This is a genomic window from Sporosarcina luteola (genome assembly GCF_023715245.1).
Classification (GTDB): Bacteria; Bacillota; Bacilli; order Bacillales_A; family Planococcaceae; genus Sporosarcina; species Sporosarcina luteola_C.
Genome location: NZ_JAMBNV010000002.1, coordinates 484,290 through 497,594, shown reverse-complemented (window position 1 = coordinate 497,594; position 13,305 = coordinate 484,290). Strand labels below are relative to the sequence as shown.

Genomic DNA, 13,305 nt, shown 5'->3' with positions numbered 1-13,305 from the left:
ACTTGCATGTATTAGGCACGCCGCCAGCGTTCGTCCTGAGCCAGGATCAAACTCTCCATAATAGAGAAATTCGAGTAGCTCGAGTTTCTTGCTGGCATCAATTAAGATGTCAATTTGAATCCGAAGACTCGTTTGTTCTTTTCACCGACGAGGTCGGCTCCAGAACTTTATTTGTTGACGTTTTGCTGTTCAGTTTTCAAGGTTCATTGTGCGTCGCTCGGTTAGAAGCAACTCTTATATAATACCACGTTTACATTCCCGATGTCAACAACTTTTCTAAAAAAGATTTAAGTTGTTTTCAAAGCAGTTATTCACTTACCGGAAAGGCAACGTTATCAACTATACCACCCGTCCTTTTCAATTGCAACCCCTTTTGTAATCTTTTTTTGTCCTTCTCCATCTACTAAAGCCACGATGTATCTTTACAGTCGCGGCTTTATTCCATTCAATCTATGATCTTCGAAATCGCAATGCTTCTATGTGTCGCTAAATCAATGAGAATCCCATCCGATTCTTTTTTTACCATTGGTCTTAATGGAGTATCACGATGAATGAACATGATTTCGCCGACTTCGCCATCCGTCAGCTTCACTCTTGTACCAATGGATAGATTCCCGACAAGTCTATGAAGTGCTTCTACGACTCTAATATCGAATTTGCCGAACTCTTCCTCTTTGATCATTTCAATCACTTTGTATGGGGAATGTTTTACTCTATATAATCTTTCAGATGTCATGGCATGAAATACGTCAGCAACAGCAAGGATTTGGGAGAATGCCGAAATGGTATCCATTTTCTCTCCGCGTGGATAGCCACTTCCATCGAGCCGCTCATGATGCTTAAGGATTGCCAGTTTCATATCCTGCCTAAGTAAAGGCGTATCCTGTATCATCTTCACACTGAACAACGTATGCTTTTTCACTTCGTTGTACTCTTCTTTCGTAAGGAACGCGGTTTTTTCCAATATGGAAGGCGCAATTTTAGCCATACCGCAATCCGCCAATGCACCCGCCAATCCTAATTGCAGCGCATCTCCCTTTTCATATCCCATTTGATTGCTGATAGCTGCTGCGAGAATCCCGACAGCGACCGAATGATGATAAATGTATTCTTCCGGATTGGAAAAATCGTTCAACATCGTAAGCATTTGCTTCTGCTTAATGAATTTCTCGATCAATGGAATGATGAATCCACGGACTTTTGGGACATCGGGATGTTGACCGGCACGCCAATTGCTGAATTCCTTTTTATAATTACGGACCGCTTCGTTATATTCTTTGCGTAGTTGATACATGCTCAACGGAATATTTTCAAGAATGTCCCCAGCATTCATGGAAGAACTTTTCTCCGACTCAGGAATGTCTTTCTGGGCGACCCGTTCTTCCACTTTCACGCGTTGCACTCCGAAAGCCTGTAATACTTCAACATGTTCCTGTGTTAGTTCCGTGTCTTTTCGTATTATCGGAAACTTCGTTTTACTATACACATCTTCTTTAAGTACTATTCCTGTTCGCAGTTCACTGATTGTCTTATATACTTCCATGTCTAAGTTGTCACCACTTTCCAATCGTCTCTTAAGGACTATCATACTGCAAATATTCAAAATAGACGATAGAAAAAAAGTTATTGAGCAGCATTCAGCCGGCTCAATAACTTTTTAACATTATTCTTCTTCTATTTCTTCTATATGGTCCGCTTCGATGGATCCTTCCATCTCTACGTCCGTGTTACTATCGTCGGTTTCGTCGGTTTCATCAAACTCTTCATGTTCTTCTTCCTTTTCGACTTTTGCAACTGTCGCGACAAGCTCATCTTCTCCAAGACGGATCAGGCGGACACCTTGCGTACTGCGGCCGATTGAGGAAATGTCTTCAATATCCATGCGGATCAGTATGCCATGGATCGTGATCAACATGAGGTCTTCCGATCCGTCGACTGTCTTCATCGCAACGAGCTGTCCGTTCCGATCAGTCACATTCAACGTCTTCAACCCATATCCGCCACGGGACTGGATGCGGTATTCGTCTTCAGGAGTCCGTTTACCGAAGCCCTTTTCGGTTACAACCAGGATTTCATCGCCCTCTGAAACAGTATCCATGCCGACAGCGATATCTCCTTCTCGTAGACGAATGCCGCGCACACCACTTGCGACACGTCCCATCGATCGGATATCACGCTCGTCGAATTTAATAAGCATGCCATCACGTGTACCGATTGCGATGTTCTGATCACCGGTTGTCATTTTCACACCGATCAGTTCATCATCACCCCGCAATGTTAGAGCGATAAGGCCGTTAGAGCGGATATTGGCAAAGTCGGCTACAGATGTACGCTTGACCACGCCGGCTCTCGTAGCGAAGAAGAGATATTTATCCTCCTCGAATTTGTCCACAGGAATCATGGCCGTGACTTTTTCATCCTTGTCGACATCCAACAGATTGATGATCGGCAATCCTTTCGCCGTCCTGCTGAATTCCGGCACTTCATATCCCTTTTTACGGAATACCCTTCCACGGCTAGTAAAGAACAGGATTGTGTCATGTGTTGAAGTGTTCAATAAATGCTCGACAAAGTCATCATCATTCGTTCCCATTCCTTGGATGCCGCGGCCTCCGCGACGCTGGCTCCGGTACGTATTGGCAGGAAGCCGTTTGATATAGCCATTATGCGTCAACGTCAATACGGAGTTCTCGACAGGGATGAGATCCTCATCCTCGAGCATCTCAGCACCGCCACTGCCAATCTCGGTCCTGCGGTCATCGGCGAAACGCTGCTTCACTTCAAGCAGCTCTTCCCGGATGATCTCAATGACTTTTTCCTCGTCTGCAAGAATGGCGCGCAACTCGGAAATCAAGGTTAAGAGCTCTTGGTATTCATTCTCGATTTTATCCCGTTCCAGTCCTGTCAAACGTTGGAGACGCATGTCAAGGATTGCCTGAGATTGACGTTCGGACAAATTGAAACGTTCCATCAGACCTGTTTTCGCTTCATCGGTCGTTTTCGAACCGCGGATCAACGCGATGATTTCATCGATATGATCAAGCGCAATCCGCAGACCTTCCAAAATATGCGCGCGGTCTTCAGCTTTCCTCAACTCGTATTGAGTACGTCTCCGGATGACCACTTTCTGATGTTCCAAATAATGATAAAGGATTTCTTTCAGTGCTAAGATTTTCGGCTGTCCATCTACAAGCGCAAGCATATTAATCCCGAAGCTCGATTGAAGCGCCGTATGCTTATAAAGGTTATTCAGCAACACATGAACATTTGCATCCCTACGGACGTCGATGACAATACGCATACCTGTCCGGTCGGATTCATCCGCCAAATGTGTGATGCCTTCAATCCGTTTGTCACGGACGAGCTCGGCAATTTTTTCAATAAGCCGTGCCTTGTTCACCTGGTAAGGAAGTTCTGTCACGATGATTGTCTCTTTGCCGTTCGAGTGCGTCTCGATTTCAACTTTACCCCTGATGATAATCGAACCGCGCCCGGTTTCATATGCTCTGCGAATACCGCTTCTACCGAGAATGATACCGCCGGTCGGAAAATCCGGTCCCGGAATGATATCCATCAATTCCTCAGTAGTGATTGCCGGATTGTCTGCCATCGCAAGCACTCCGTCAATCGTTTCTCCCAAATGATGGGGAGGGATGTTCGTAGCCATACCGACCGCTATGCCCGATGTTCCGTTGACAAGCAAATTCGGAAAACGGCTCGGCAGAACAATCGGTTCTTTTTCTTGGCCGTCATAGTTATCTTGGTAATCGATTGTATCTTTATTGATGTCTCGAAGCAGTTCCATTGCGATCCGGGACATTCTAGATTCCGTATAACGCATCGCCGCTGCCGCATCGCCATCAACGGAACCAAAATTCCCATGGCCATCGACGAGCATATAGCGATAGTTGAAATCCTGCGCCATCCGGACCATCGTGTCATAAACGGCACTGTCGCCATGTGGATGATACTTACCGATTACATCACCGACGATACGGGCTGATTTCTTATGTGGTTTATCCGCGGTGTTTCCAAGATCTTGCATCGCATAGAGAATACGGCGGTGGACGGGCTTCAACCCATCCCTCACGTCAGGCAATGCCCGGGAGACGATGACGCTCATCGCATAGTCGAGAAAGGACGTCTTCATTTCCGTACTGATGTTAATGCCTTGGACACCACGTTTTGGCATATCTGCCATATTGTCAAACTCCTTTCAACTCAGGCGCTTTTCACACACAGCCTGTCAACTCAAAAAGGTCCCTTCTGTTGCGGGTCCCTGTTCCATTTTTCGTTTATTGAATAAATCAAGTATCCAAATTCTTTACGTACATCGCATTTTCCTCAATGAATCTGCGGCGCGGTTCAACTTCATCACCCATTAATTGCTCGAATGTTGAATCTGCATCAAATGCATCTTCGAGCTGCACTTGAAGGAGTGTACGCTGATCCGGATCCATCGTCGTTTCCCATAACTGTGTCGCGTCCATCTCACCAAGACCCTTATAACGTGTAATGACCGGTTTCGGAACGGAAGAAAGCCGGTTCATGATTTCTTGGAGTTGTTCTTCGTCGTAACAGTATTCTTCATGCTTGCCTTGTTTGACCCGGTAAAGCGGCGGTTGTGCGATATAGACATAACCTGCTTCAATCAACGGCCGCATGAAACGGAAGAAGAATGTCAATAATAACGTCCGGATATGTGCTCCGTCGACGTCGGCATCCGTCATGATGACGATTTTATGGTAACGCGCCTTCGAAAGATCAAATTCATCCCCGATGCCTGTACCGAGTGCTGTAATCATCATCCGGATTTCCGCATTTCCTAAAATACGGTCCAATCTGGCCTTTTCAACATTCAGGATTTTACCACGTAATGGCAGGATCGCTTGGAAATGACGGTCACGTCCGCTTTTCGCAGAACCACCTGCCGAGTCTCCTTCAACGATGTACAATTCACTGATTGCCGGATTGCGTGAAGAGCAGTCCGCCAGTTTTCCAGGAAGGCTCGATACTTCCAATGCTGATTTCCGGCGCGTCAATTCACGTGCATTCCTTGCAGCAATTCGCGCCCGGGCAGCCATAAGGCTCTTATCGATCACCAATCGTGCAGTCACCGGGTTTTCAAGAAGAAAACGTTGGAACCCTTCAGAGAATAAAGTATTCGTGATCGTGCTTACTTCGGAGTTGCCCAATTTTGTTTTCGTCTGTCCCTCGAACTGAGGGTCTGGGTGTTTAATTGAAATGATGGCCGTCAATCCTTCTCGCACGTCATCGCCTGAAAGGTTCGGATCTGCTTCTTTCAGCATTCCGTTCTTCCTGGCGTAGTCGTTGACAACACGAGTCAATGCGGTTTTAAACCCGGATTCATGCGTACCGCCTTCATACGTATTGATATTATTCGCGAATGAAAACAGGTTCTCCGCATAGCCGCTATTGTATTGCATCGCGATTTCGATGGAGATGCCATCTTTCTCACCTTCTATGAAAATTGGTTCCTCATGGATCGGTTCTTTGTTTTTATTTAAATGTTCAACGTAGGACTTGATGCCGCCTTCGTAGTAGAACGTATCTGTGCGAATTTCCTCCTCGCGTTCATCCGTGATGCTGATGCGCAAGCCTCTGTTCAGATACGCCAACTCACGCAGACGATGTGCCAATATTTCATATTCATAGACTGTCGTTTCCGTGAATATTTCAGGATCTGCTTTGAATCGTGTACGCGTTCCAGTTTCGTCGGTTTCACCGATGACTTCCAATTCATGCGAAAGAACGCCTCGTTCAAATTGGATAAAGTGAAGTTTACCATCCCGTCGCACATAGACTTCCGTCACTTCGGAAAGTGCGTTCACGACAGAGGCACCGACACCGTGCAAACCGCCTGATACCTTATAGCCTCCGCCTCCGAATTTACCTCCGGCGTGAAGAACCGTCATAATGACTTCAACGGCTGGTCTGCCTGTCGATTCCTGGGTGCCAACCGGAATGCCGCGCCCATTATCGTCGACGCGAATCCAGTTATCCTTTTCAATTGTCACTTCAATATGGTCGCAATAGCCCGCCAACGCTTCATCGATACTGTTGTCGACAATTTCCCATACAAGATGGTGAAGCCCTCGCGAACTAGTTGTACCGATGTACATGCCCGGACGTTTACGGACAGCTTCCAAGCCTTCTAGGACCTGTATCTGATTCGCATCATAAGCCATTTGCAATTCTTTTTCTTCCATAGCCAAACCGTTCACCTTTCCTTTCCACGCATCGATCTAATCTTCTATTACTTTTCAGACAGGAATGGATTTAATTCTCTTTATCGCTGACCCTGCCAGCAGATACTTCATATAGCTCGGCATCACGTATCGTCTCATGATCGATTCCCGCGATATTCGTCGTCGTGACAAATGTCTGCACTTGGCCCTGCATGATATTCAGCAAGTGGGACTGGCGGTAATCATCGAGCTCGGATAACACGTCATCCAAAAGAAGAACCGGGGTCTCTCCGACTTCCTGTTTGACGAGGTCTATTTCCGCAAGTTTGAGCGACAGAGCAGTTGTCCGCTGCTGCCCTTGCGAACCGTATGTTTGGATATCGTAGTCATTCACAAAAAAATGGAGATCGTCACGATGCGGTCCGATCAGAGTCATCCCACGTTCTAATTCACGACGTCTCACTTCTTGCAATTTTTGACTAAGTATTTCTTCCATCTGCTCAGCAGTCTGCCCAGAATCCAACTCTTTTAATGTTCCATACGTCACTTTTAGCTGCTCGATGCCTCTGGATATCCCTTTATGGATCGGTTCCGCCCATTTCTGGAGCAGTTCGATGAAATAAAACCGTTTCCGGATGATCTGGACAGCCAGCTGTATATATTGTTCTGTATAAATATCGAACATGACGTCCGTAAAATCCAATTTTCCGCGATGATCTTTGAGGATTGCATTCCGTTGCTTTAAGACCTTTTGAAAAGTCAGCAGGTCATGTAGATAGACGGGGGATATTTGTCCGATTTCCATGTCTAAGAATCTTCTTCGGACTTGTGGACTTCCCTTTACAAGATTCAAGTCTTCCGGAGCAAACATGACAACATTGAGCTGACCGATATATAGGCTGAGGCGGTTTTGTTCCAGATGGTTGACCCGCGCTTTCTTGCCTTTTTTCGATATCGTCAATTCAAGCGGAAGACGTCCGTATTTCCGCTTTATGTCCCCTTCTATTTTACCATACTCTTGCTCCCAACGTATAAGTTCACGATCGTTTGCAGTGCGGTGCGATTTCGCCATTGATAATACGTAGATCGCCTCCATGATGTTGGTCTTGCCTTGCGCATTTTCTCCAATCAGAACATTGATATGCGGGGAAAAGGATAGTTCAAGGGATTCATAATTCCGATAATCCGTTAGAGCAAGCCGTTCAATGTACATCCGATTGACCATCTGAGGATGTGGATATCTTGAATTTGCCGACGCCGGGAAGTGTGACGATATCCCCGTCATATAGCTTTTTGCCTCGTCTGCGATCAACTTCACCATTTACGTAGACAGTGTTTTCCTCCAAATACCATTTGGCCATACCGCCCGAGCTTATGCTATTCGACATTTTTAACAATTGACCTAATGTAATGAATTCCGTATCAATTTTCATGATTTCCATCCGCTTCAGTCCTTCATAAGTTAGTCTGTTCCTCTATTTTACCGAACTTTCAGCTGTAAGTAAAAATGTAAATGAAAAAGAGCTTGCACTAAATAAAAAGAAACAGGCGAAGGAAAACGTTTTGCATTCCTTTGCCTGCTGATAAAAGTAGACAGTCTCTTAGTTGTTAAAAAGTCCTGACAGGTAAAATCAATTGTAAAATTGCATCGCTTTCCATTGATTTCAAGATGAATGGCCTCATGGCACCTGTGAAATGGATCGCAATGTCCTGCCCTTCGATCGCTTTCAATGCATCCATCATATATTTGGCGCTGAAGGAGATCTTAAGATCCTCACCATTCACATCAATCGCTTCGATCAATTCTTCAACCTTTCCAATTTCCGGGGAGTTGGATGAAACTTCGATGGCATTGCCGCCTTCTGCAGCGAAGCGGACAATATTATTCCGGTCTTCACGGGCAAGAAGCGAAGCCCGATCGATTGCCTGTAATAATTTACGGCCATTCACTTGTACGGTCGTTTTATATTCCGAAGGGATCAATCTTGACGTATCCGGGTAATTCCCTTCCAAGAGCCTTGAATAAAACAGTACGTTTCTAGATTTGAATAAGACCTGCTGATCTGCAATAACAATTTCAACAACGTCCGAGTTGTCCTCAAGGATTTTATTCAGCTCCTGAAGGCTTTTGCCAGGAATGACGACACTGAATGGGCTTTCCGGCATCATTTCAGGAACGATTTCCCTTCTAGCCAGACGGTGGCTGTCCGTTGCTACGCATACGAGCTTCTCATCATCCGTTTCCCAATGTACGCCCGTCAAGATCGGACGAGTTTCCTGCTGGGATACAGCAAAGACAGTTTCCTTAATAATCGATTTCATCAAATCTGAAGGCAAAGAGAAGCGATATTCGTCTTTTACATTTGGAAGAACCGGGTATTCATCTGAATTTGAACCAATCAAATGGAATTCGGATTTTCCTGATTGAATAAGAGTTTGCATGTTTTCAACTTCAATCGTTATTTCGTTTGTAGGCAATTTACGGACGATTTCACTGAAGACTTTTGCTTGAAGAATAATTGACCCAGATTCAATCACACGGATAATTTGCTCTCCGTCTTGTTCAACAGGAATGAAAGTGCAGATTGTAATATCTGAATCACTTCCTGTCATCGTCAATCCTTTTTCATTCACTTCCATTTTCACGCCGGTCAAAATGGGGTTTGCCACTTTTGAACTGATTGCCTTCATGACATCATTCAATCCTTCGAGCAACCAGTCTCTCATTATTTCAAATTTCATTTTGCACCCTCGCTTATATAATTATTAGTTAAGTACTAAAGATAGTAATAGTAATAGGGGCTGTGGAAATGTTGATAAGTCCCTAAACCCTATATGCTGTAAAACGATTCACATGTGCATAATATGTGCACAGCTTGTTCTGTTTTCGGTAGGTTATTCACATGTGGATACTCATCAACGACCAAGGATGCTCTTAATATCCTGAATATCCTGCTGTAGATTTTGATCATCTTTCAGCTGCTTTGAGATTTTTTCATGCGCATGGATGACAGTTGAATGATCCCTGCCGCCAAATTCGGATCCGATTTTCGGCAATGATGAGTCTGTAAGTTCGCGTGAAAGGTACATGGCAATTTGACGAGGGAATGCAATCGCTCTCGTCCTTTTCTTGGCTGTGAAGTCTTCCAACCGTATATTGTAATGCTCCCCGACTGTTTTTTGGATATCCAATATGCTGACTGTTCGTGGACGGGAATTTGGAATGATATCTTTCAAAGCTTCTGCTGCCAGGTCAGTTGTAATGTCCATATTAACGAGAGATGAATAGGCAACGACGCGAATCAAAGCCCCTTCCAATTCACGGATGTTCGTATCAATTTGATTTGCGATATATAACATCACATCATCCGAAATGTCGAGCAGTCCATCCGCCTTCGCCTTTTTGCGCAAGATGGCAATCCGCGTCTCCAGATCAGGAGGTGCGATATCCGTTATTAACCCCCACTCGAAACGGGATCTGAGACGATCTTCCAACGTGGGAATTTCCTTCGGTGGACGGTCACTGGAAATGATGATCTGCTTCGATTCCTCATGCAATGTATTGAATGTATGGAAAAATTCCTCTTGCGTCTGTTCTTTTCCTGCGATGAATTGAATATCGTCAATTAGAAGCACATCCACGTTCCTGTACTGGTTCCTGAAATCCCCTGCTTTGTTATTCATGATCGAATTGATGAATTCATTCGTAAATTTTTCCGATGATAAATAAACGACTTTCGATGACGGATCCTGTTCCATAATGTAATGCCCGATTGCATGCATTAGATGGGTCTTCCCGAGTCCAACGCCCCCATAGATGAACAAAGGGTTATATGATTTCGCTGGGGCTTCTGCAACAGCGAGTGAAGCAGCATGGGCAAACCTGTTGCCTGAGCCGATGACGAATGTATCAAATGTATATTTTGGGTTCAACATGACAGAAGCTGATTGAATAGCTGACCTATCTGCTTGTTTTACCGCGGGTTTCGGTACTTGAAAATCGTTTTCTTCCATTTCTTTTGGAACGACGAAATGAATGAGCCGATCCTCCCCAGTCAATTCCGAGAGGATGCCAGTAATCAAATGCACATAATGATTCTCGAGCCAATCCTTAGCAAACGAATTTGGAACAGCAATTGTTACATTCTCTTCCCCATAGGACATTAATTTTGTCGATTTGAGCCAGGTTTCAAAACTTGGCCTGGAAATTTTGTCTTCAATTTTCGACAAAACATTGTTCCATAATTTTTCAAGCTGATCCACTCGTGGGCCTCCTTTACATAGAAAATAAAAAAACACAGGAATATGTATTATACACAGAATCCGCTCCTGTGGATAAGAAATATCCGAAAGTGTTGAAAAAATTATCCACAACCTATCAACAATTGTGGATAAAAAAATTAGGTTTTTAAATTGTTAACAGCAAAATCCTCTATATTGTATCAAGAAACTATAAGATTTACAAGGGATTCTATGAGTTACTAACAGTAGCGGCAATTGTGGAGAATTACTTTATCCACAGCCTTTTGTATGTGCAAAAGGTGTAGATAAGACCTGTGCATAAAAAAACGAGGAAAAATTTCTATGAACATATTGTTCGGCTGTCGATTTTTGAAATTGTGGATAACCTTTTATGTCGAAACGTGCAGTTGAAATTTGTTGAATACGTATGGAGTTCAAATTGGATGCATAAAAAACGGTTGACATCTTCGGCTATGCCCTTTATACTGTTCAAGACTGTCAGATTGTAAAGGGACAATGCAGGAGGTGTCTTTGAAATGAAACGTACATTCCAACCAAATAAACGTAAACGTAGTAAAGTTCACGGCTTCCGTGCAAGAATGAGCTCAAAAAGCGGTCGTAATATCCTCGCTGCTCGTCGTCGCAAAGGAAGAAAAGTGCTTTCAGCATAAGACCACTAACTCAGTGGTCTTTTTTTTTACATAGATGTTGATCCATGGAGGTGAAGGGTTTGAAAAAACGCATGCGCGTCAAAAAGAATGAAGACTTTCAAAAAGTATTTAAAAAAGGCAAGTCCGTAGCGAATCGGCAATTTGTCGTATACTCCTATAGGAAGGAAGACCAACTGGAGTTCAGAATCGGCTTATCCGTAGGCAAGAAAATAGGGAATGCAGTGACGCGTAACCGTATTAAACGATACATCCGACAAGCCTTCCTCGAAATGAAAGAAGAACTGAAAAATGACAGAGACTTTGTTATCATCGCCAGACACCAGGCGGCCGCACTTGATTTCCACGAAACGAAAAAAAGCTTGCAGCATGTATTAAGGATCGCCAAAGCCTTCAAACCGAAACAAGCATAGAGGCGTTATTGAGTAAGAAGTAGAACGTATTAAATGTTCATGATAAACTGAAATCATCGATATTTCATAGAAGCAGATTTGGGGGAACCGACTTGAAGAAAAGAGCCGTGTTATTACTTATGCTGACCGTAGTGTCAGTATTCCTTGCCGGGTGTTCGGAATTCAATCAACCGATATATGATACGAGCGAGGGCTTTTGGAATAAATACATCGTTTGGCCGATTGTGTCCTTGATCGTCACTTTCAAAGACTTATTAGGCACATACGGACTAGGAATCATTGCAGTAACAATTATTATCCGACTTGTCTTGCTGCCGTTAATGATCAAACAAGCGCAAAATTCGAAGCGGATGCAGCAAATGCAGCCAATTCTCGCCGGATTGAAAGAGAAATACAAATCGAAGGATGCTGTGACGCAGCAAAAGTACCGTGAAGAAATGCAGAAAGTGATGACGGAGCAGAAAATCAATCCTGCCGCCGGATGTCTGCCTGTATTGATTCAAATGCCAATTGTCATTGGACTTTATCATGCCATCAGCAGGATGAATGCTACTCCAGAAATAGAAATCGGGAAATTCCTTTGGTTCGAACTTGCAACTCCGAGCATTACGCTAGCGATCGTCGCTGGACTCATGCAGTTTGTCGTTTTACGGACAGGCCCGGCAATGGATAATCCTCAAATGAAAGTAATGATGTATATCATGCCTTTCATGATTATGATTTTCGGTACATTCCTGCCGGCAGCATTAGCACTTTATTGGGTTATCGGTAATATCATTTCAATTATCCAGAATATCTTCATTTACAAACCATTTAAGAAAAAAGAAGTGGCACCTGTAAAAGTAGGAGGGAAACGGAAATGAAAAAGATAACGCGAAAAGGAGCGACAGTGGAGGCTGCTATTGAGGCGGCACTACAAGAGCTCAATGTTACGCGTACTGATGTTGAAGTCGAAATTATGGATGCCGGAAAAAAAGGATTTCTCGGATTCGGAGCAAGGGACGCCGAAGTAACGGTCTCATTAAAGGAAACGATCAAGCAAAAAGCCGTTGAGCCTTCAGAGAAAAGAGAATCAGTCCAAGAAGAACCAATATTGCCGACTGAACCTACAATTCCGGCCCAACCTTCATTACCGCCAAATGTAGAAGAAACGGTAGTTGAGGCTGTTGAGCTGGCGATGCAAACAATCGAGTTGGATGATAAGAATCCGGCTATGTCGGATGAACAGGCGATTAATGAAACGAAAGCATATGTTACCGAAATTGCCAAAGCGATGGGAATCGATGATCTAGTCATCAAGCACGAAATGGATGGGAAATATCTATCCTTCCAATTGGATAGCGAGAAAGCTGCATTCCTGATCGGCAAACGCGGTCAAACATTGAACGCTTTACAGCAGTTGGCCCAGCTCGTCGCCAACAAAACTTCTGAACAATTTAAAGTCGTGCGTCTAGACGTAGGCGATTACCGTGAAAGACGCGAACAATCATTGGAGCAATTTGCAGAGCGGATGGCAGACCAAGCCGTACGGAATGGAAGAAAAGTTCAACTGGAACCAATGCCTTCCTATGAAAGGAAAGTCATTCATAACGCATTGTCAAACCGATTGGATATCGAAACGTATTCTGAAGGAACGGATCCGAACCGCTATCTCGTCATCGAGCCGATCATTTAATCTGAACCCCGTGAACTGATCACGGGGTTTTTCTATTCTAAGAAATACTGTTTGCGAGAGGAGAAGAGGGAATGATGACAGTGAGATAAAAGTCCCGA

The 13,305-nt window shown here is 44.2% G+C and carries 11 protein-coding genes and 1 rRNA gene; 4 read left to right on the top strand and 8 right to left on the bottom strand.

Going from position 1 to position 13,305, the window contains the following annotated elements; translation table 11 throughout:
* From M3152_RS13970 to dnaA, 8 genes are all read right to left on the bottom strand, one after another.
* Positions 1–62 (bottom strand): 16S ribosomal RNA (locus M3152_RS13970); the annotation flags it as partial.
* A gap of 383 nt (positions 63–445) precedes the next feature.
* Positions 446–1,543: an HD-GYP domain-containing protein gene (locus tag M3152_RS13965; RefSeq protein ID WP_251695875.1), complete on the bottom strand. Its 1,098-nt coding sequence runs from the start codon at positions 1,541–1,543 to the stop codon at positions 446–448.
* A 120-nt stretch (positions 1,544–1,663) separates the two neighbouring features.
* Entirely contained in the window at positions 1,664–4,201 is a 2,538-nt protein-coding gene (gene gyrA, locus M3152_RS13960; protein ID WP_251695873.1) for a DNA gyrase subunit A, read from the bottom strand.
* Positions 4,202–4,307: 106 nt separating this feature from the next.
* Positions 4,308–6,230 carry a DNA topoisomerase (ATP-hydrolyzing) subunit B gene (gene gyrB, locus M3152_RS13955; RefSeq protein ID WP_251695871.1) on the bottom strand — a complete coding sequence of 641 codons (1,923 nt, stop codon included), beginning with the start codon at positions 6,228–6,230 and terminating at the stop codon, positions 4,308–4,310.
* Positions 6,231–6,300: 70 nt separating this feature from the next.
* Positions 6,301–7,422, bottom strand: a complete 1,122-nt coding sequence (gene recF / locus M3152_RS13950) for a DNA replication/repair protein RecF (RefSeq protein WP_251695870.1) — start codon at positions 7,420–7,422, stop codon at positions 6,301–6,303.
* Positions 7,412–7,651 (bottom strand): S4 domain-containing protein YaaA, encoded by a 240-nt coding sequence (yaaA, locus tag M3152_RS13945; RefSeq protein WP_251695868.1) that lies wholly within the window; start codon positions 7,649–7,651, stop codon positions 7,412–7,414. Before yaaA ends, recF begins: the two co-directional genes overlap by 11 nt.
* 166 nt (positions 7,652–7,817) lie before the next feature.
* Positions 7,818–8,951, bottom strand: coding sequence for a DNA polymerase III subunit beta (gene dnaN, locus M3152_RS13940; RefSeq protein WP_251695866.1), 1,134 nt, complete (start codon positions 8,949–8,951; stop codon positions 7,818–7,820).
* A gap of 174 nt (positions 8,952–9,125) precedes the next feature.
* The gene (gene dnaA / locus M3152_RS13935) at positions 9,126–10,472 is read right to left on the bottom strand and encodes a chromosomal replication initiator protein DnaA (protein WP_251695865.1); all 1,347 of its coding nucleotides are present in this window, start codon (positions 10,470–10,472) and stop codon (positions 9,126–9,128) included.
* Positions 10,473–10,987: 515 nt separating this feature from the next.
* Between dnaA and rpmH the strand changes: the two genes are divergently transcribed.
* The 4 genes from rpmH to jag all read left to right on the top strand — a co-directional run bounded on the left by rpmH (position 10,988) and on the right by jag (position 13,207).
* A complete protein-coding gene (rpmH, locus tag M3152_RS13930; protein WP_147060480.1) occupies positions 10,988–11,122 on the top strand; it encodes a 50S ribosomal protein L34 in 135 nt (44 codons plus the stop codon).
* Positions 11,123–11,181: 59 nt separating this feature from the next.
* Positions 11,182–11,532, top strand: coding sequence for a ribonuclease P protein component (rnpA, locus tag M3152_RS13925; protein WP_251695863.1), 351 nt, complete (start codon positions 11,182–11,184; stop codon positions 11,530–11,532).
* A 92-nt stretch (positions 11,533–11,624) separates the two neighbouring features.
* Positions 11,625–12,395 carry a membrane protein insertase YidC gene (gene yidC / locus M3152_RS13920; RefSeq protein ID WP_251695861.1) on the top strand — a complete coding sequence of 257 codons (771 nt, stop codon included), beginning with the start codon at positions 11,625–11,627 and terminating at the stop codon, positions 12,393–12,395.
* A complete protein-coding gene (gene jag, locus M3152_RS13915; protein WP_251695860.1) occupies positions 12,392–13,207 on the top strand; it encodes an RNA-binding cell elongation regulator Jag/EloR in 816 nt (271 codons plus the stop codon). The genes yidC and jag overlap by 4 nt, the downstream gene beginning before the upstream one ends.
* Positions 13,208–13,305 lie beyond the last annotated feature (98 nt).